This is a genomic window from Pseudomonas sp. NPDC087336 (assembly GCF_044744285.1).
GTDB lineage: Bacteria > Pseudomonadota > Gammaproteobacteria > Pseudomonadales > Pseudomonadaceae > Aquipseudomonas.
In genome coordinates this window covers 69,751-87,521 of the sequence record NZ_JBIUYA010000026.1, presented here as the reverse complement: position 1 = coordinate 87,521, position 17,771 = coordinate 69,751, and the positions used below count along the sequence as shown (strand labels likewise).

Below are 17,771 nucleotides of genomic sequence, written 5' to 3'. Positions count from 1 at the left end.
GCTTTTTTGTGCCTGTTCAAACGACATTGTCGACCTTGCGCGGACGGCCACCTTTCCTGCCGTTGGCCCTCGCAGCCTCGGCCTTGGCAGCGCTGCTCTGGCGGCCATTGCGCGAAGCAATCACCGATGCGGCCATGGCCATCAATGGCTTGCTCGCCGAGATCATGCCGGCGAGAGATACATGCAGATCCTTTCCTTCATGGCACAGCGCGGTACCCGCGAAGCCAACGGTCAGGCCTGCGAAATCCTCGACTTCGAAACTATCGAATTCAGGATAATTCACCACGGGCAGCAATACGCCGCTGCCATCTTCGAAGCTTACCGCCAGACAAGGTGCCAGGAAGGTAACTGCCGTCGCGTGCAGGCCGTTGTTCCTGCGTAATTTCCCACGCTCAATCGCTTCGTCCAGGCCATGTTCCGTTATCGGGGTGTCTGCCTGGACCTTGGTTTTTGCCGTTTTCATAACTCGATCTCCACAGCTTCCCGTGTACTTATCAGGAATAACCGCGTCGTGTTCGTTTCAGGTTCGTAGCAAGCCGAGCCAATCATGTTGGTGGTGCTGGCAATCCTGTTCACCACAACGACTTCGTTGCTTTGCCAATCCCACAATTGATTATCAAGGCAGACCGTTTTCAGCTTTCGCCACCAGATGCCACGGGCACGCAGCAAATGGACAGGTTGCTTGAGCGACTGACGTACCCCTTCCAGCACCGCCAACGGTGGCCGACGCGAGAGCGGAACAACGTCCCAGAGCTCTACGCCGTTGTGCCAGAAGCTGAACTTGAACCGAGCGCTCCAGCCTCCTCCATCGACATGCGCATGGGGCGGACAATGCTCGTCACGCAACATGATCACCACCGAGAGCCCTCTGTAGCTGCATATTTTCATGCTAACCCATCCGTTAGGTTATTGAATCGAAAGATTCGACATTCCCTGGAAAACCTGACGACCGGTGCCACGCCCTCAATCGTCAACACGCCTCTGAGACTAGCGCCCCGCAGTGCCCTGTACCGACAGCGACCCCGGTAAAATCGTAAGCATTGCTTTCACCACGCCCACAAAAAAGCCGTCGTTCAGACGGCTTTTTGTTTTTCGCTGTAATCATCCCGGCAGGTTTTTTCGATACTCAGTCGTGGTAATCCCCTTATACCCCCAGTTATCGGTATCGACTTCCTCGATCACGATGTGGGTCAGCTCCGGCGGCTTGCCGAGGACGCGCTGCAAGGTCTCGGTGATTTCGGCGATGACCTGGGCTTTCTGCTCACGGGTTACGCCGTCACGGGTGATGCGTACACTGACGAAAGGCATGCTGCTTCTCCTGCTCGCTCATTAAGTGAGGCTGACTGTATCTGCGTACGGGCATTTGATAAATACTGATTCCCAGACTTCATTTGATCCCCGGTGTAATCAATCATGCAGCGACAATTCGACGATCTTCAACTGGGCAGCATCGAGCTGTTTTGCCTGGCTGCCGAAGCCGGCAGCTTCACGGCCGCAGCGCTGGTGGCGGGGGTCACGCCGGCCGCGGTGAGCCGCTCGGTGTCGCGCATGGAAGAACGCCTTGGCGTGCGGCTGTTTGCGCGCACCACGCGCAGCGTAAAGCTGACCGACAGTGGTCGGCGTTACTACGAAGAATGCCGCCAGGCATTGGCACAACTGGTAGAAGCCCAGCGTGAAGTCATGGGCCAGCAACAGGTACCTTCAGGCACCCTGCGCATCAGTATCCCGACCACCTATGCCCACCACCGAATCCTGCCGTTGCTGCCGGCCTTTCGCGCGCGTTTTCCTGCGGTGAAGGTCGAGTCGCACATCAGTAACCGCAACATCGATTTCGTCGGCGAAGGCTATGACATGGCGATTCGCGTGCGCGCGATTCCCGATTCCGGTCTGATCGCCCGGCAGCTGGAAGACGCCGCGCTGGTGATGATTGCCAGCCCTGAATACCTCAAGCGTGCCGGTACGCCGCAAACCCTCGACGATCTGCAACAGCACGAATGCATTCAATACGAACTGCCCAGTAGTGGCCGGCGTATTGCCTGGTTGTTCAGCGACAACGGCGTGCAACGGGAGATTCTGGCCGAGGGTAACTTCGTTTGTTCCGACGATGTATTGGGTGGCGTCACCCTGGCGAAACATGGCGCGGGGTTGTTTCAGACTTATCGATTTATCGTCGAGAAGGAACTGGCCGATGGCTCGCTGGTAGAGGTGCTCAAACCTTTTGGGGGGCGGTCACGGCCGTTTACCTTGCTGTATCCGCACAGTCGGCACATGCCCCTGCGATTGCGCGCGTTTATCGACTTCCTGGTGGAGCAGTTGCCACGCTGAAGCAATACCGTCCGATCACCGCACACAAAAAGACCGTGGGCGGGCTGTCCAATTGACCATATTAACCATCTGGTACATTTTATCTCCACAGGCTGAAACCTCGGCCAATGCCAAAAATAATACGTGGAGAAAACCAATGCCCCCTATCATTCTGGTGCTCAACGGCCCGAATCTGAACCTGCTTGGCACCCGTGAACCGGCGACCTATGGCCATGAAACCCTGGCAGATATTTCCGCTCTGTGCGGCCGGGCTGCCGAGGAGTTCGGTCTGGCGGTGGAGTTTCGCCAGACCAACCATGAAGGCGAATTGCTCGACTGGATTCATGCCGCCCGCGGCCGTTGTGCCGGGATCGTGATCAACCCGGCGGCCTGGACGCACACCTCGGTGGCGATCCGCGACGCGCTGGTCGCCAGCGAACTGCCGGTGATCGAAGTGCACCTGTCCAACGTTCACGCCCGCGAGCCTTTCCGCCACCACTCCTTCGTCTCGGCTATTGCCACGGCGGTAATGGCTGGCTTCGGCAGCCATGGCTATCGCCTGGCCCTGGAACATTTCAGCCAACGTCTGAAGGGGCAAGCAGCATGAACCAGAACCGAACGGTATTGGCCGGACTGATCGGCGCCGGCATCCAGGCGTCCCGCACCCCGGCGCTGCACGAGCACGAGGGCGATGCCCAAGGCATGCGTTACCTCTATCGGCTGATCGACCTCGATCAGTTGCAACTCGACAGCAACGCCCTGCCCGACCTGTTGACGGCCGCCGAGCGCATGAACTTCACCGGACTGAACATCACCTTTCCGTGCAAGCAGGCGATCATCCCGCTGCTCGACGAGTTGTCGCCGGAAGCCCAGGGTATTGGCGCGGTGAACACCGTGGTGCTGAAGGACGGCAAACGCATCGGGCACAACACCGATTGCCTGGGGTTTGCCGAGGGTTTTCGCCGTGGCTTGCAGGGCGTTGCCGTTGAGCGCGTCGTACAAATGGGCGCCGGTGGCGCTGGCGCGGCCGTGGCCCATGCGTTGTTGAGCGAAGGCGTTCGCCAACTGAGCATTTTCGATGTGGAAATCAGCCGCGCGCAGAGCCTGGCGGACAATCTTAACCAGCATTTCGGCAGTAACCGCGCGGTGGCCGGCCATGATTTGGCACTGACCCTGGCCGAGGCTGATGGCCTGGTCAACACCACGCCCATGGGCATGAAAAAACTGCCAGGCATGCCGGTGCCGGTCGAGTTGCTTCGAGCCCAATTGTGGGTGGCGGAAATTGTTTACTTCCCGCTGGAAACCGAACTGCTGCGCCATGCCCGTGCGCTGGGTTGCCGCACGCTCGATGGCGGGAACATGGCGGTGTTCCAGGCGGTGAAGGCGTTCGAATTGTTCAGCGGCGTGGTGCCGGATGCGCAGCGGATGCTGGAGCACTTTCAGAGCATGAATGGCTGAAAAGCTTCGCGGGCAAGCCCGCTCCTACAAAATCGCGTGATTCTGTAGGAGCGGGCTCGCTCCAGGCGGCGTTGCGACGAAGGCGTCAGGCCTGCAAATAACGCAACACCGACTCGCAAATCATCTCCCGATGACGCTGCTTGATGCTTTCGTCCGGCAAGTCGATCTGAAAGATCTCGCCGAAGGTGTGGCGGTTCGACACGCGATAGAAGCAGAACGAACTGATCAGCAAGTGCACGTCCAACGGGTCCAGGCCGGTGCGGAACAGCCCCTGTTCGACACCGCGACGCAGGATCTCGCCCAATGAATCGAGGATGGTGTTGTTCATCGCCTTGATCGCATCCGAGCGCTTCACGAATTCGGCGTTATGAATGTTCTCGATGCTGACGATGCGCACGAAATCGACGTTGCGATCATGGTGATCGAAGGTGAACTCCACCAGCCGCCGAATCGCCTCCACCGGCGTCAGCTCCGCCAGGTGCAGACGGCTTTCGGTGTTACGGATATCGCCGTAGAGTTTTTCCAGCACCTCGACGTAGAGCTGTTCCTTACTGCCAAAGTAGTAATAGATCATGCGCTTGGACGTGTGGATGCGCTCGGCGATGGCATCGACGCGAGCCCCGGAAAGCCCTTGCTGAACGAACTCGACTATCGCCTCCTGCAGGATGTTCTCCCGGGTTTTTTCCGGGTTGTTCTTGCGACTCTTGCGCGGCTCGGCAATCGCTTGTTCAGGTGCTGCGGAGAGTTCTGAAGTCATTGTCATTGCGGGCTCACGGCCATCACTGCACAGGCTGGCGATTATGAGCCGCGCCGCACAGTGAAGGAAGCTGTGCGGCAGCGGTTTGTCGGCGTAGTTACGATTTTCCTACAACTTTGCCTGACGCAAGGCTCCGCTACGGGATTTGGCCATGGCCGCCAGGCGCACCGCCACGTTGGCCGCACCGTAACCGGCATAACCGTTCTTGCGCTGAATGATCTCGAAGAAAAAACGCCCTTCGAACGGCTCGGTGTACACGTGGAACAGTTCACCGCCCTGGGCATCACGGTCGTACAGCACGTTGTAATAGGCCAGTTCGCTGAGGAATTCGTCATCGAAATCGAAGCGTGCCGCCAAGTCATCGTAGTAGTTGAGCGGAATATCCAGCAGCGGTACGCCCGCCGCTTTGGCGCGACTGACTTCGGCAAAGATATCGTCGCAATCGAACGCGATGTGGTGCACGCCGGAACCGCGATAGCTCGACAACGCATGTGAAATGGCGGTGTTGCGGTTTTCGGAAATATTCAGCGGCAGACGGATCGAACTGTCACGGCTACGCAGCGCGCGGCTCTTCACCAGACCATAGGGATCGGGCAGAACCACTTCGTCATCGGCTTCAAAATCGAGAAGGCTCTTGTAGAACAGCACCCAACTGTCGAGGCTGTCGGCGGGCAGCGCCATGGCCATGTGGTCGATGCGTTTTAGGCCGCCGCTGCTCACCGCGGCCGGCTCCAGGTTGAAGTCGGTTCCATAGACATCGGCGTCCTGATCGACGAGGTAAATCAGGCTGCCATCCGGCGCGCGCACGGCGGCCAGCTCCAGTTCATTGGGACCGACCAATCCGCGATACGGCTGGCCTTTGTAGGCCACCGCCCGGGCCAGCGCACTGGCACTGTCCTTGACGCGCACGGCAGTGGCGCACAGCGATGGACCATGCGCCTCGAAGAAACTGTGGCCGAATGAGTAGGGTTCGGAGTTGAGGATCAGGTTGATATCGCCCTGGCGCAGCAGGCTGACGCTCTTGGAGCGATGCTGCCCGGCCTTGACAAAACCCAGCCGCTCCAGCCAATGGGAGAGCTTGGCGCCGAGGCTTTCGTCCACGGCAAATTCGAGAAACTCGATGCCGTTGTATTCGCTGGCCTTCGGCGTCTCGAACAGAATTTCGGGGTTGGCGGTCGGCTTGGCCTCACAGGCCAGGCGCTCGCGGGTTTTTTCTTCCAGGTACAACAACGAGCGCAAACCGTCAGCAGCGTTGGCCCGTGGCGGCGCGGCACGGAAACCGTCGTTGAAGATCTCCAGCGACAGCGGCCCGGTGTAACCACTCTTGATGATCGGCGCGAGGAAGCCAGGCAAATCGAATTCGCCCTGGCCCGGGAAGCAACGGAAATGCCGGCTCCACTCGAGCACATCCATGGCCAGGATCGGTGCATCGGCCATTTGCACGAAGAAAATCTTGTCGCCGGGAATCTCGGCGATAGCGCTCGGGTCGCCCTTGAGCGACAACGTATGGAAACTGTCGAGCAACACGCCGAGGCTCGGATGATCGGCCTGACGAACGATGTTCCACACCTGTTGCCAAGTGTTCACATGCCGGCCCCAGGCCAGTGCTTCGTAACCGATGCGCAGACCGCGCGCGCCAGCGTGTTCAGCCAGCAGGCGCAAATCATCGACTAAAATCTGTTCATCACCGATGGAGTCGGCCGAGGCGTTGCTGCACACCAGCACCAGGTCGGTGCCCAGTTCCTGCATCAGATCGAACTTGCGCTCGGCCCGTTCCAGATTGCGCGACAAGCGGTCACGACGGCAGCCTTCAAAATCCCGGAACGGTTGGAACAGGGTGATGGCGATCCCGAGATCGGCGCACATCTGTTTAATTTCCCGCGGGCTGCCGTCGTAGTAGAGAAGGTCGTTCTCGAAAATTTCGACGCCGTCAAAACCGGCGGCGGCAATGGCTTCGAGTTTTTCCGGCAGGGTACCGCTCAAGGACACGGTGGCAATGGAACGCTGCATTTTTTCGACTCCCGGTGGTGGAGGCAATCTTGTTAGGGCATTGCACGCTAGGAGCACGGCTTGCCGGCGATGGCGATCTCAAGGCCGCCATCGCCGGCAAACCGTGCTCCTGAAAGGATCGCGTTTATCTGAGATGAATTATTGGCTGCGCGATCCCACACAGCAATTCAAAGTGTACTACCCAGTTAGTTTTTTGTGCGATTATCGAACACAATGGACTTTGGCGAATTGACGATTTTTTGCTCAATGCGCAACATCAACACCACATTGAGTCCGGTCATCAACCGACGGACTCAGTTCACAAAGACCCTGAACACCACATAAAAATTTCAAAAACCGGGTATATGCTCATGCGCTCATTTAACGCCTTGCTCACTCGAACTACCGTCATTACGCCCTGCCTGGCGTCCATCCGAACCTTGCGCACCGCCGGCACTCCCGTGCCGCTCGCTGAATAAACCGTCACACGACGAAACCAGCCGATCAGTCCTGCGCCCATCGCCATCGATTGATCACGCGCCCTTGAAGTCCCGACGAGCCTTGCTTGTCAGTCATTGAACGGATGGCACACATGAATCCTACACCTAGCTCACGCATGGCTCCGGCCATCAGCGCTGCCTCTGGCGGCATCGGCGACAAAATCCGCGGCGCCATGGCTGTCGGCAAAACCCGTTGGGGCATGCTGGCGCTGGTGTTTTTCGCCACCACCCTGAACTACATCGACCGCGCCGCCCTCGGCGTCATGCAGCCCATCCTGGCCAAGGAAATGAGCTGGACGGCGATGGACTACGCCAACATCAACTTCTGGTTCCAGGTCGGCTATGCCATCGGTTTCGTGATACAAGGCCGCTTGATCGACCGGGTTGGCGTCAAACGCGTGTTCTTCTGCGCCGTGCTGCTCTGGAGCCTGGCGACCGGCGCCCACGGCCTGGCCACTTCGGCGGTCGGCTTCATGGTCTGCCGCTTCATTCTCGGCCTGACCGAAGCCGCCAACTACCCGGCCTGCGTGAAAACCACGCGCCTGTGGTTCCCGGCCGGCGAGCGCGCCGTGGCCACCGGCATTTTCAACGCCGGCACCAACGTCGGTGCGATGTTCACCCCGATGCTGTTGCCGCTGATCCTCCACGTCTGGGGCTGGCAGGCTGCGTTCATGTGCATGTCGGCACTGGGCGGAATCTGGCTGCTGTTCTGGGGCCTGAAGTACTTCAACCCGGAAGATCACCCAAGCGTCAAACAGTCGGAACTGGACTACATCCAGAACGAAGTGGAACCGGAACAAACCCGCGTACCGTTCTCGAAAATCCTGCGCATGCGCGGCACCTGGGCCTTCGCCCTCGCCTACTCGATCACGGCGCCGGTGTTCTGGTTCTACCTGTACTGGCTGCCACCGTTCCTCAATCAGCAATACAACCTGGGCATCAACGTGACCCAGATGGGCATTCCGCTGATCATCATCTACCTCACCGCCGACTTCGGCAGTGTCGGTGGCGGGATCCTGTCCTCGTTCCTGATCGGTCGCGGCGTCAACCCGATCAAGGCGCGCCTGATATCCATGTTCCTGTTCGCCTGCTGCATCATCGGCGTGATCATGGCGGCCGGCTCCAGCAACCTGTGGGTGGCGGTAGCCGCGATCTCCCTGGCCATCGGCGCGCACCAGGCCTGGACCGCGAACATCTGGAGCCTGGTGATGGACTACACGCCCAAGCACATGATGAGTACGGTGTTCGGCTTCGGCGGCATGTGCGCTGCGATTGGCGGGATGTTCATGACCCAGTTGGTCGGCCACATCCTCACCGTCACCAACAACAACTACACCGTGCTGTTCACCCTGATCCCGGCGATGTACTTCATCGCGCTGATCTGGATGTACTTCATGGCCCCGCGCAAGATTCCGAAAGTAGAAGGCTGATGTTCCCTCGGCGCAGGCCCGGTTTCGGGCCTGCGCTTTTTTTGTGCCCGCTTTTCATGAATCCATGATTGTTCGTTCACGGCCAAGGAGGTCAAACCATGCCGTCAGGTCACCTGAGCATCGCCAAGCGCGCCGTGATCAGCTTCGGCCTCATCGCCTTGCTGGTCCTGTTGCAAGGCCTGTTCGCTCTCAAGCAAGTTGCCGAAGTCCGCGCCACCGGCCAGCACACCGAAAACGTTTCCCTGCCCAGTACCCGCTACCTGGGAGAAATCCGCGACTACGTCCTGAGCATTCGTGTACTCAGCCTGCGCATGGCGTTGAACCGTGAGCCCAAGGTGCTCGACGCCACCGTCACGCGCCTGCATCAAGTGCAGGGCTGGCTTGCCCAGGCACTGGACAAATTCACCCCGCTCGTAGGCGACTACAACCGGGTGCCGTACGAAAATTTCGTCGCGACGGTCACCCGCTACCGTGAGGCGCTGACGCGATACGAAAGCCTGTCGCAGGCAAACCGCCTCGAAGAAATGACCGCGCTGCTCAATGGCGAAATCCAGGATTACTCGACCCGTAGCGGAGACCAGTTCGCCGAACTCGTGGCGCTCACCGCCAATGAAGTCAGTCAGTCCGCAGCGCAAGCCGACACACTCTATGGCCAGGTGAAGGTCACGGTGATCGGGGCCTTGCTTGGCGTGTCGCTACTGACCGCTCTCCTCGCTTGGTTGTTGATTCGCAGCATCGTGGTGCCTATCCGCCAGGCCGTGGAAGTGGCCGAGCAAGTCGCCGCCGGCGACCTCGGCACACCGATACAGAGCCAGGGCAGCGATGAAACCGCGCGCTTGCTCACCGCCCTGTCGATCATGCAGAACAGCCTGCGCGACACCCTGCAACGGATCAGCGCCGCATCGAACCAACTGAACGCAGCTGCCGAACAAATGAACCAGAGCACTCATCAGGACTCCGGGCGACTGCAGCAGCAACACAACGAAATCGAACAAGCCGCCACCGCGGTCAACGAGATGACCGTCGCCGTGGAAGAAGTCGCACGCAATGCGGTCTCGACGTCTGACAGCACGCGCCAGTCGACACAGCAGGCCAGCCAAGGCCAGGCACGCGTCATCGAGACACTGGATTCGATTCAGGCCATGAGCGCCGATGCCGGCATAGCCCTGCAACAGGTGCAAACCCTGGCCGAGCAATCCCGGGAAATCGGCAAGGTGCTGGACGTGATTCGCGCCATCGCCGAGCAGACCAACCTGCTCGCTCTCAACGCGGCGATCGAAGCGGCCCGGGCCGGGGAAGCCGGGCGTGGTTTTGCGGTGGTCGCCGATGAAGTGCGCGCACTGGCCCATCGCACCCAGCAATCGACCCGGGAAATCGAACTGATGATCGGCCGGGTCCAGGGCGATACCGAGAGTGTGGTGCTGTCGATGCACGGCAACAGTCAGCGCGTCGCTCAGACCCTGTCGATCGCCGAACAGGCCGGCATCGCCTTGGCGCAAATCACCCGGGCCATGGAGCAGATCCACGAGCGCAACCTGGTGATCGCCAGTGCCTCGGAAGAGCAAGCCTCCGTGGCCCGCGAGGTGGACAGGAATCTGCTGAACATTCGCGACCTGTCACTGCAAAGTGCCGACGCCTCGACCCGCACCAGCGCCACCAGCCAGCAATTGTCGCAATTGGCCGCAGGCCTGCAAAACCTGGTGCTGCGCTTCAGGTTCTGAGTGAGCTCAGCGGCGGCTTTGTTGCCATGCCGCCGCCAGGCCACTGCAGCAAATGATGGCGATCCCAACGATGGTGGTCAGGGTCGGCGTGTGGGAAAACAGCAGCCAGCCCAGCAGGCCGGCAAACACGATCTGGCAATAGCTGAAGGGCGCCAGCAAGGCTGGTGCCGCATGGCGGAAGGCCTGGGTCAAGAACAGATGCGCCGTCATGCCGCAGGCGCCCAGCGCCAGCATCATTGCGCCGTGCAGCAAGGTAGGCACCTGCCAGAAGAACGGCACCAGCGCACTCATGACCAGGGTGTTGCACAGCCCGGCAAAGAAGTTGCTGGTGGTCGGGCTGTCGATCTCGCTGAGCTTGCGAGTCAGCAACTGGTAGAAGCAGAAAAACAATGCCGAGCACAGCGGCAGCAACACCGCCGGGGTGAACAAATCACCACCGGGGTGGACGATGATCAGCACCCCGATAAAACCGCAAATCACCGCCAGCCATTGGCCACGGGTGACCTTCTCCCCCAGCAACGGCACCGACAACGCAGTCACCAGCACCGGAGCGAGGAAGTTGACCGACGTTGCCTCGGCCAGCGGGATGTACATCAACCCCGTGGTGAAAAACAGGCTGGTGCCCAGCAGGCACAACGCTCGAACCAGTTGCAGCAGCGGCCGCTTGGTACGCAGCACGCGCAGCCCGGATTGCGGCAGGAATATCCCGGCCATCAGCAAGGTATGCACCACATAACGCGCCCAGACCACCATGACAATCGGATAGAACCCGGAAAGGTACTTCGACAGGGCGTCATGGCTGGAAAACAGAAAGGTTGCGACAACGATCAGCAGGATCCCTTTGAAGGGCTGATTGACGCCGGAAAGCGGGGTGCTGACGGTCATTGGGGTTCCTTGTTCAAAACAAAAACTTCGCGAGACCTAGGTCAGCCGCGCGAGCAATTCACGGGTTTTTCTCAATGCCATCTGCGCCCGGTCCAGCCCACTCACGCCCTGCTCCAGCAGTTGCACGGTGGGTATCTCCAGGCTCAATGGAATGTTAGCCGGCAAACACCGCAACAGCCCCGGCAGATCACAATCGCCATCACCGGGAAAACGCCGTTCATTACGTGCCTGCCGCAAGATCTCTGCCATGTCTTGCGGCCTGGGCCCCGCCACGTCACACAACTGCGCATACCGTAACCGTGAGGGGGCAACCCTGGCCAGATCTTCCAGCCGCGATCCAGAGCGATCGAAGTGAAAGGCGTCGACCAATACCGCCGCGTTTTCACGCTCGACCTTTTCAACGATGCGCACGGCTTGCTGCAGATCGCGCGCGTCGGTCCAGGGCATGAACTCCAGGTGCGGATGCAGTCCGTAAGGCGCCGCCAGATCACACAGCCGGGCAAAATTTTCCGTCAGCCGCTGCTCGTCCGGGTCGTTACCGGCCACCAGCAACTCACTGGCAGCGAATTCGGCACCCACTGCCAGCACCCGCTCGAAATCGGCAACCACGGTGTCGGGTTTGAGCCGCAGGATCTCGACATCCAACACTCGAATGCCGGTATCGCGCAGACGTGCCAGGGTCTGGCGCCGCAGATCATCATCGGCCACCAGTGCAAAATGGTGTTCCTCTGGCGTCGCCGGCACCAGGCGCAAACCGACATGGCTGTAACCGGCCCGCGCCGCGACCTCGACCATGTCCGGCGGTGATAACTCCAGCACGGTCAGACTGGCCAGGGAAAAGATTCGTTCACTCATGGTCAATCCTCGATCAAGGCGGGTGCGCAGGCGCGCCCGGTTTCAGCGGCTTGGCGAATGGCCTCGACCAGCGCCAGGGTGCGGGCTGCATCGGCGGCACTTACGAGCGGTGCGACCTCCCCACGTGCAACACGCACGAAGTGCTGCAACTGCAAGCGCAGCGCTTGATCGACACTGAAAGCCTCGTCAGTCGAGACCAGGGGTTGATGCCAGCCACCGTCCGCTTGCGCGTAGTGCCAGTGCTTGAGCTGCGGGATGCTAAGCGCCCCTGCGGTGCCCGCCAGCAAATAGCACGGCTGGTCGGCCTGGCGTGGATATACCGGGTTCTCCCCGGAGCCCAGCTCCCAACTCCAGGGCGCCGCCACCGCATCGGACCCGGTCAGGCTGCCCAGCGCACCGTTGTCGAATTGCAGCAGCACGGCCGCGCAATCTTCGTTGCCAAACCCGCGCACGGCGTTACTGGTGATGGCCTGCACCTGGCGAACTTCGCCGCACAGGTGCCTGAGCAGGTCGAGGTCATGGATCAGGTTGGTCAACAACATGCCTGCACCGGGCTCGCGGCGCCAGGCCGTTTCGAAATAACTATCGGGTTTGCGCAATTGCCAGAGCGCGGTGACGGTGCTTAACCGGCCCAACGCGCCGCTGTGGACAAGTTCATGGGCGCGGACGATCAAGGGATTGTGGCGCCGATGATGGCCGACCAACACCGCAACGCCGCTCGACTTCGAGGCAGCCACCAGCTCACGAGCCTCATCCAGGTGCACACCCACCGGCTTTTCCAGCAACACCGGTACGCCGGCAGCCAGGCAATCGAGCGCGGTGCTGACGTGCAACGCATTCGGGTTGGCGATAATGACGGCCTCAGGCTTCGCCCGCTCCAGCATCTGACGATGATCGGCGAAATATCCCACCCCCCATTCCATCGCGAGCCCCGGCGCTTGCGGACCGGGGTCGGCCACTGCGCACAAGGTCGCTTCAGTCAGGGTTTTCAGATGCTGGTAATGCTGCTGGCCCATGGTGCCAGTGCCGATAAGGGCTATTCGAAGGGGGGGCGAACTCATGCAGCGGTCCTCTTGTGGTTATTGTTGGAAGATGATTTTCAACAATTTAGAACCACGTTCCAGATTCTTACACAAGCGTGCATTGAAAGTGTTCGAACAGCGCACAACTTTGGCAAGCTCAACACCGCTCCCACAGGGGTTTTGTAGAGGCTTTAGCTAAATAGCTCTGAAGCCAGACTTGCGGCCGACAACTCATCGGTAAACGCCAACAACATCGGCGCCAACTCATGCAGCCGCGCGCCCGGCATCCGCGCACTCGGCCCGGCAATGCTGAGCACGCCGATCACCCGGCCATCACCGGGATGGCGCACCACCGCAGCAATCGCCGAAGTGCCTACCGCCGAACTTTCCTCGACACAGGCGTAGCCCTGCTCCCGCGCCAGACGCAAGCGTTCCAGCAATTCAATGTTGGACCTTGGGGCATTCGGGCCCAGCTCCAGCGGCCGGTCAGCCGCCTGGCGTTCCACCAGCGACAAGGCTTCGGCATCGCTCATGCTCGCCAGCCAGGCATGGCCGGAAGCGGTGTAGAACAGCGGCGCATCCCGCCCCATGTCCGGGTCATAGCGCAGGCCGGAACGAGCCCCCTGGGACTTGGCGATCCAGGTTTGGCGCTCGCTTTCTATGACCCCCAGGCGCACCAGTTCGCCGGTTTCCTGAGCCAGTCGGTCAAGCACCGGTTGCACGATATCGGCACCGCTGCTCGACAGATAACGGAAACCCATCGCCACCAGCCGGGTCGACAAGTGATAACGCAAGTTCTCCGGATTCTGCCGCACATAGCCAAGCCGGATCAGCTCGGCAAGCAGCCGGTGGGTGGCACTTTTGGGGATGCCCAGTTGCTCCGCCAATACCTGCATCGGCAAGCCACGAGGGTCGCTGGTGAGGCTTTCAAGCACACTGAAAACACGTTCGATCTGACTGCCGGCCATAGGGGTATCCACACAAAATTTGCTCGATTCTAGAAGACAACTCGAGGAATGCGAAATCTGGAACTGCCTGTCCGATAACCGCCCGCTTTACGCAGCATCGACTTGCCGGTCCTCTTCCGGCCCCATATATTTTCTGGAATCAGATTCCAAAATAATAAACACCCGGAGTTCAAGCCATGGCTGCCCAACCGTACTGCCTTCCCGACATCGACTGCGATGTGCTGATCGTCGGCTCCGGTGCGGCCGGCCTGGCAACGGCTGTCACGGCTGCATGGCATGGTCTGAAAGTGATAGTGGTGGAAAAAGACCCGGTGTTTGGCGGCGCCACCGCCTGGTCCGGCGGCTGGGCGTGGGTACCGTGCAACCCCCTGGCGCGGCGGGCCGGCATCGTCGAAGACGTTGAACAACCGCGCACTTACTTGAAACACGAACTGGGTGATCACTATGACCCAGAGATGATCGATGCCTTCCTTGAAGCCGCTCCGCGCATGGTGGCGTTCTTCGAACAGCACACCTCGCTGCAATTTGCCGATGGCAACGCGATTGCCGATATCCATGGCGACACACCGGGCGCCGGTACCGGTGGGCGTTCGGTAATCGCCGCACCGTATGACGCGCGCAACGTCGGCAAGCTGCTCAAGCGCCTGCGCAAAACCATGCGCGAAACCTCCTTCATGGGCATGCCGATCATGGCGGGCGCAGACCTTGCCGCGTTTCTCAACCTGACCCGTTCGTTGTCGGCGGCCTGGCACGTGACACAGCGCTTCACCCGCCATTTGCTCGACCTCGTCGTGCATGGCCGGGCGATGCAACTGGTCAATGGCGTGGCGCTGGTCGCGCGCCTGGCGAAATCCGCCGACGATCTTGGCGTGTTGCTGTGGGAGTCGGCACCGGTCACCGAGTTGTTGCGCGAGAACAACAAGGTGCAAGGCGCGGTGGTTCGCACCGCCAAAGGTTCGATCCGCATCAAGGCACGCCGGGCGGTGGTGCTCGCGGCCGGCGGTTTCGCCAATGACATCGAACGGCGCAAGTCCCTCTTCCCCCGTACGCCAACCGGTCACGAACACCTGGCACTGCCGCCCCTCGGCGTGTCTGGCGATGGCCTGCGGCTGGGCGAGAGTGCTGGCGCCAAAGTCGACACCGACCAGGCATCGCCGGTGGCCTGGGCACCGGTTTCGCGGGTGCCATACCGCGATGGCAGCAGCGGCCACTTCCCGCACATCATCGAGCGCGGCAAGCCTGGGATCATCGGGGTGCTGAGCAACGGTCAGCGCTTCGTCAACGAAGCCAACGGCTACTACGATTACGTGACGGCCATGGTCGCCAGCGCCCCGCCCGGCGAAGCAGTGGCCTCCTGGCTGATCTGCAGCCATAGCTTCCAGCGACGTTATGGCCTGGGTATATCCCGGCCGTTTCCGGTACCGCTGTCATCCTTTATCCGCAGTGGTTATCTGAAAAGCGGCAAGACCCTGGAGGAATTGGCACAGGCCTGCGGCATCGACCCGGTCGGCTTGCGCACCACCGTGTCGGACTACAACCGCCACGCGCGCAATGGCCAGGACCCGCAGTTCGGCCGTGGCTCAACGCCCTACAACCGCAAACAGGGAGATGCGCTGCAGCAGCCCAACCCCTGCGTCGCGCCGATCGAGCAAGGACCGTTCTATGCCGTCAAAGTCGAACCAGGCTGTTTCGGCACTTTTGCCGGACTCAAGGTCAATCAGCACGCCCAGGTCCTCGACGAATCGGGCCAGGCCATCACCGGCCTGTATGCGGCGGGAGGCGACATGGCCAGCATCATGGGCGGCCACTACCCCGCTGGCGGCATCAACCTGGGGCCGGCGCTGACGTTCGGCTACATCGCCGCGCGCCATATCGCCGGCATCACTGCTTATGAAAAGGAGATCGACCATGACGTACATCGTTAACGCACAGGGTTTGAACATGCCCAAGCTCGGCCTCGGCACCTGGCCGATGCTCGGTGAAGCGTGCACGCGAGCAGTGGAACAGGCCCTGGCGCTGGGTTATCGCCACATCGATACCGCGGCGGCCTACAACAACGAGGATGCTGTCGGCCAAGCGCTGCTGAACAGTCCGACACCCCGCGAACAGGTCCACGTCACCAGCAAGGTCTGGTGGGATCAGCTGCAACCCGACGCCATGCGCCACTCCATGGATCGCAGCCTCAAGGCCTTGCACAGCGATTACATCGATCTCTTCATGATCCATTGGCCCAGCACCGATTGGGACTTGCCGCGTACGATCGAAACCCTGATGTCATTCAAGGAGCAGGGACTGGCGCGCCATATCGGCGTGGCGAATTTCCCGCTGCCCCTGCTGCGCACCGTGGTCGAGGAACTGGGCGCGCCGCTGTCTGCCATTCAGGTGGAGTACCACGTGCTGCTCGGACAAAGCGCACTGCTGGACTACGCCCGTCAACACGATATGGCCCTGACGGCTTATTCGCCGCTGGCACGCAACATGGTTTCGGATGTTCCGGTTATCCAGCAGATCGCCGCCAAACACGGGGTATTGCCGACCCAGGTCGCACTCAAATGGCTGCTGGATCAACCGAACGTGGCTGCTATCCCCAAGGCCAGCAGCGAGGCCAACCAATTGGCCAACCTGGCAGCACTCACCGTCAACCTGGATGATCAGGACCGTGCGCTGATCGCCGGCCTGTCCAAGCGCGAGCGCCTGGTCAGTCCGGACTTTGCGCCGGTGTGGGACGCGTTCGATCGATAACGGCGAAAGGGCTACTTTCGGTGTGCGACATCCATCGCACTGACTGTGGCCTTACCAAACCTTACACATTTCACCCCCACGCCTTTGCCAGTGCGGTTATTCATAGACCCGGCGCCATGCGCCCCATCAATCTATGAGAGACCGCCAACATGCTATGGAACAAGGCAAGACGCAGCAAAAACGTGAACGACATACGCGAGGGCAAGGATGCCCGTACGCTTACAGGGACAACACTGGCCGCTGGGCTGGCCGCCGTCGCCCTGGCCAGCGCCGGGCTCTATTCGACACTGGACACGCCAGCAGACGTTACTCCGCTCGAACCCTCGTACACCCTGGATCGCCCTCTCCCTCAACCCTCGATCGAGCCTGAAGAAGATCTGCAGTTGATGTTTGTCCAGTCGGTGCTGGGCGATACGGAAGACACCTGGAACCAACTGTTCGCGCAAATGGGCCGGCAATATCCACATCCCACTCTGACACTGTTCAACAATGGTGTGGTTTCGGACTGTGGGTTCGCCAGCTCCGGCAGTGGCCCGTTCTATTGCCCGGGCAATCGGCAGGTGTACCTCGACCTCGAATTTTTCCGCACGCTTGAGCAGCAGTTTTCAGTGGTCGGTGACTTCGCGCGCGCCTACATCATCGCTCACGAAATCGGGCATCACGTGCAGCTTGAGCTGGGCCTTTCCGAACCGTTCGAAAAAGCCTTGCTCGAGCAACAACCCGTCAGTGGCGATGGCGGGCTGGAAGTGCGTTCGGAGTTGCAGGCCGATTGCCTGGCCGGTGTCTGGGCGCACCATGCGCAACAGCGCCTGGACTGGCTGGAGCCGGGGGATATTGAAGCGGCCCTGAATGCCGCCGCAATGTTCGGAGACGACCAGTTGCAAGGATCGCGAAATGCCCAGATCCGGCCGGAGACCTTCAGCCACGGTACGTCCCTGCAGCGCGTGAGCTGGTTCAAGACAGGATTTGTCACAGGCCTGCCGGAGGCCTGTGACACCTTCGCCGCGGACGCGCTGTGATACCCGCCCGTCAATGAATCCCCTGATGTCGCCGCCTGGATAGAACCGCTGCCGCTCCTGGCTGTCTGACGACCGGACTGGCGCCGGTCCTACTCAGCAGCAACACTCATCCCACGGTTCT

The 17,771-nt window shown here is 60.5% G+C and carries 17 protein-coding genes and 1 pseudogene; 9 read left to right on the top strand and 9 right to left on the bottom strand.

Annotated elements, in window-relative coordinates; genetic code table 11:
* Positions 1 to 16: 16 nt before the first annotated feature.
* The 3 genes from ACIO0C_RS23430 to ACIO0C_RS23420 all read right to left on the bottom strand — a co-directional run bounded on the left by ACIO0C_RS23430 (position 17) and on the right by ACIO0C_RS23420 (position 1,308).
* On the bottom strand, positions 17 to 463 hold the full coding sequence (locus tag ACIO0C_RS23430) for a DUF2442 domain-containing protein (protein WP_401315559.1): 447 nt from the start codon (positions 461 to 463) through the stop codon (positions 17 to 19).
* Positions 460 to 888 (bottom strand): DUF4160 domain-containing protein, encoded by a 429-nt coding sequence (locus ACIO0C_RS23425; RefSeq protein ID WP_401315557.1) that lies wholly within the window; start codon positions 886 to 888, stop codon positions 460 to 462. The genes ACIO0C_RS23430 and ACIO0C_RS23425 overlap by 4 nt, the downstream gene beginning before the upstream one ends.
* 213 nt (positions 889 to 1,101) lie before the next feature.
* Positions 1,102 to 1,308 (bottom strand): 4-oxalocrotonate tautomerase family protein, encoded by a 207-nt coding sequence (locus tag ACIO0C_RS23420; RefSeq protein ID WP_008066080.1) that lies wholly within the window; start codon positions 1,306 to 1,308, stop codon positions 1,102 to 1,104.
* Positions 1,309 to 1,413: 105 nt separating this feature from the next.
* Here ACIO0C_RS23420 and ACIO0C_RS23415 point away from each other — a divergent pair, with 105 nt between their 5' ends.
* The 3 genes from ACIO0C_RS23415 to ACIO0C_RS23405 all read left to right on the top strand — a co-directional run bounded on the left by ACIO0C_RS23415 (position 1,414) and on the right by ACIO0C_RS23405 (position 3,762).
* A complete protein-coding gene (locus ACIO0C_RS23415; protein WP_401315555.1) occupies positions 1,414 to 2,325 on the top strand; it encodes a LysR substrate-binding domain-containing protein in 912 nt (303 codons plus the stop codon).
* 136 nt (positions 2,326 to 2,461) lie between these two features.
* Positions 2,462 to 2,911 carry a type II 3-dehydroquinate dehydratase gene (aroQ, locus tag ACIO0C_RS23410; RefSeq protein ID WP_401315554.1) on the top strand — a complete coding sequence of 150 codons (450 nt, stop codon included), beginning with the start codon at positions 2,462 to 2,464 and terminating at the stop codon, positions 2,909 to 2,911.
* Positions 2,908 to 3,762, top strand: a complete 855-nt coding sequence (locus tag ACIO0C_RS23405) for a shikimate dehydrogenase (RefSeq protein ID WP_401315552.1) — start codon at positions 2,908 to 2,910, stop codon at positions 3,760 to 3,762. Before aroQ ends, ACIO0C_RS23405 begins: the two co-directional genes overlap by 4 nt.
* Before the next feature lie 85 nt (positions 3,763 to 3,847).
* Here ACIO0C_RS23405 and ACIO0C_RS23400 read toward each other — a convergent pair whose 3' ends face one another.
* Positions 3,848 to 4,525: a TetR family transcriptional regulator gene (locus ACIO0C_RS23400; RefSeq protein ID WP_401315551.1), complete on the bottom strand. Its 678-nt coding sequence runs from the start codon at positions 4,523 to 4,525 to the stop codon at positions 3,848 to 3,850.
* Positions 4,526 to 4,627: 102 nt separating this feature from the next.
* Entirely contained in the window at positions 4,628 to 6,529 is a 1,902-nt protein-coding gene (quiC, locus tag ACIO0C_RS23395) for a 3-dehydroshikimate dehydratase QuiC (RefSeq protein ID WP_401315550.1), read from the bottom strand.
* A gap of 571 nt (positions 6,530 to 7,100) precedes the next feature.
* Here quiC and ACIO0C_RS23390 point away from each other — a divergent pair.
* The 3 genes and pseudogenes from ACIO0C_RS23390 to ACIO0C_RS23380 all read left to right on the top strand — a co-directional run bounded on the left by ACIO0C_RS23390 (position 7,101) and on the right by ACIO0C_RS23380 (position 10,159).
* Complete coding sequence (locus ACIO0C_RS23390; protein WP_401315548.1) at positions 7,101 to 8,438, top strand: MFS transporter; 1,338 nt, start codon at positions 7,101 to 7,103, stop codon at positions 8,436 to 8,438.
* A gap of 98 nt (positions 8,439 to 8,536) precedes the next feature.
* Positions 8,537 to 9,304 (top strand): annotated as a pseudogene (locus ACIO0C_RS23385) (MCP four helix bundle domain-containing protein); the annotation flags it as partial.
* Positions 9,296 to 10,159 (top strand): methyl-accepting chemotaxis protein, encoded by an 864-nt coding sequence (locus tag ACIO0C_RS23380; protein ID WP_401315576.1) that lies wholly within the window; start codon positions 9,296 to 9,298, stop codon positions 10,157 to 10,159. The pseudogene ACIO0C_RS23385 and the gene ACIO0C_RS23380, both read left to right, overlap by 9 nt.
* A 6-nt stretch (positions 10,160 to 10,165) precedes the next feature.
* On the opposite strand, the gene ACIO0C_RS23375 is transcribed toward ACIO0C_RS23380, so the two are convergent.
* The 4 genes from ACIO0C_RS23375 to ACIO0C_RS23360 form a co-directional block, all read right to left on the bottom strand.
* The gene (locus tag ACIO0C_RS23375) at positions 10,166 to 11,044 is read right to left on the bottom strand and encodes a DMT family transporter (protein ID WP_008066064.1); all 879 of its coding nucleotides are present in this window, start codon (positions 11,042 to 11,044) and stop codon (positions 10,166 to 10,168) included.
* A 36-nt stretch (positions 11,045 to 11,080) separates the two neighbouring features.
* Entirely contained in the window at positions 11,081 to 11,899 is an 819-nt protein-coding gene (locus ACIO0C_RS23370; protein WP_401315546.1) for a sugar phosphate isomerase/epimerase family protein, read from the bottom strand.
* 2 nt (positions 11,900 to 11,901) lie between these two features.
* Positions 11,902 to 12,960, bottom strand: coding sequence for a Gfo/Idh/MocA family protein (locus ACIO0C_RS23365; protein ID WP_401315545.1), 1,059 nt, complete (start codon positions 12,958 to 12,960; stop codon positions 11,902 to 11,904).
* Between the two features lie 152 nt (positions 12,961 to 13,112).
* A complete protein-coding gene (locus tag ACIO0C_RS23360; protein ID WP_401315544.1) occupies positions 13,113 to 13,889 on the bottom strand; it encodes an IclR family transcriptional regulator in 777 nt (258 codons plus the stop codon).
* Between the two features lie 176 nt (positions 13,890 to 14,065).
* Between ACIO0C_RS23360 and ACIO0C_RS23355 the strand changes: the two genes are divergently transcribed.
* The 3 genes from ACIO0C_RS23355 to ACIO0C_RS23345 all read left to right on the top strand — a co-directional run bounded on the left by ACIO0C_RS23355 (position 14,066) and on the right by ACIO0C_RS23345 (position 17,650).
* Positions 14,066 to 15,814, top strand: a complete 1,749-nt coding sequence (locus ACIO0C_RS23355) for an FAD-dependent oxidoreductase (protein WP_401315543.1) — start codon at positions 14,066 to 14,068, stop codon at positions 15,812 to 15,814.
* Complete coding sequence (locus ACIO0C_RS23350; protein ID WP_401315542.1) at positions 15,798 to 16,631, top strand: aldo/keto reductase; 834 nt, start codon at positions 15,798 to 15,800, stop codon at positions 16,629 to 16,631. The genes ACIO0C_RS23355 and ACIO0C_RS23350 overlap by 17 nt, the downstream gene beginning before the upstream one ends.
* A 149-nt stretch (positions 16,632 to 16,780) precedes the next feature.
* Complete coding sequence (locus ACIO0C_RS23345; protein ID WP_401315540.1) at positions 16,781 to 17,650, top strand: neutral zinc metallopeptidase; 870 nt, start codon at positions 16,781 to 16,783, stop codon at positions 17,648 to 17,650.
* Positions 17,651 to 17,771 lie beyond the last annotated feature (121 nt).

Bases quoted from the DNA above. Each gene is read 5' to 3' on its own strand.
- ACIO0C_RS23430 (WP_401315559.1), bottom strand. From the start codon at position 463: ATGAAAACGGCAAAAACCAAGGTCCAGGCAGACACCCCGATAACGGAA.
- ACIO0C_RS23425 (WP_401315557.1), bottom strand. From the start codon at position 888: ATGAAAATATGCAGCTACAGAGGGCTCTCGGTGGTGATCATGTTGCGT.
- ACIO0C_RS23420 (WP_008066080.1), bottom strand. From the start codon at position 1,308: ATGCCTTTCGTCAGTGTACGCATCACCCGTGACGGCGTAACCCGTGAG.
- ACIO0C_RS23415 (WP_401315555.1), top strand. From the start codon at position 1,414: ATGCAGCGACAATTCGACGATCTTCAACTGGGCAGCATCGAGCTGTTT.
- aroQ (WP_401315554.1), top strand. From the start codon at position 2,462: ATGCCCCCTATCATTCTGGTGCTCAACGGCCCGAATCTGAACCTGCTT.
- ACIO0C_RS23405 (WP_401315552.1), top strand. From the start codon at position 2,908: ATGAACCAGAACCGAACGGTATTGGCCGGACTGATCGGCGCCGGCATC.
- ACIO0C_RS23400 (WP_401315551.1), bottom strand. From the start codon at position 4,525: ATGACAATGACTTCAGAACTCTCCGCAGCACCTGAACAAGCGATTGCC.
- quiC (WP_401315550.1), bottom strand. From the start codon at position 6,529: ATGCAGCGTTCCATTGCCACCGTGTCCTTGAGCGGTACCCTGCCGGAA.
- ACIO0C_RS23390 (WP_401315548.1), top strand. From the start codon at position 7,101: ATGAATCCTACACCTAGCTCACGCATGGCTCCGGCCATCAGCGCTGCC.
- ACIO0C_RS23380 (WP_401315576.1), top strand. From the start codon at position 9,296: ATGCAGAACAGCCTGCGCGACACCCTGCAACGGATCAGCGCCGCATCG.
- ACIO0C_RS23375 (WP_008066064.1), bottom strand. From the start codon at position 11,044: ATGACCGTCAGCACCCCGCTTTCCGGCGTCAATCAGCCCTTCAAAGGG.
- ACIO0C_RS23370 (WP_401315546.1), bottom strand. From the start codon at position 11,899: ATGAGTGAACGAATCTTTTCCCTGGCCAGTCTGACCGTGCTGGAGTTA.
- ACIO0C_RS23365 (WP_401315545.1), bottom strand. From the start codon at position 12,960: ATGAGTTCGCCCCCCCTTCGAATAGCCCTTATCGGCACTGGCACCATG.
- ACIO0C_RS23360 (WP_401315544.1), bottom strand. From the start codon at position 13,889: ATGGCCGGCAGTCAGATCGAACGTGTTTTCAGTGTGCTTGAAAGCCTC.
- ACIO0C_RS23355 (WP_401315543.1), top strand. From the start codon at position 14,066: ATGGCTGCCCAACCGTACTGCCTTCCCGACATCGACTGCGATGTGCTG.
- ACIO0C_RS23350 (WP_401315542.1), top strand. From the start codon at position 15,798: ATGACGTACATCGTTAACGCACAGGGTTTGAACATGCCCAAGCTCGGC.
- ACIO0C_RS23345 (WP_401315540.1), top strand. From the start codon at position 16,781: ATGCTATGGAACAAGGCAAGACGCAGCAAAAACGTGAACGACATACGC.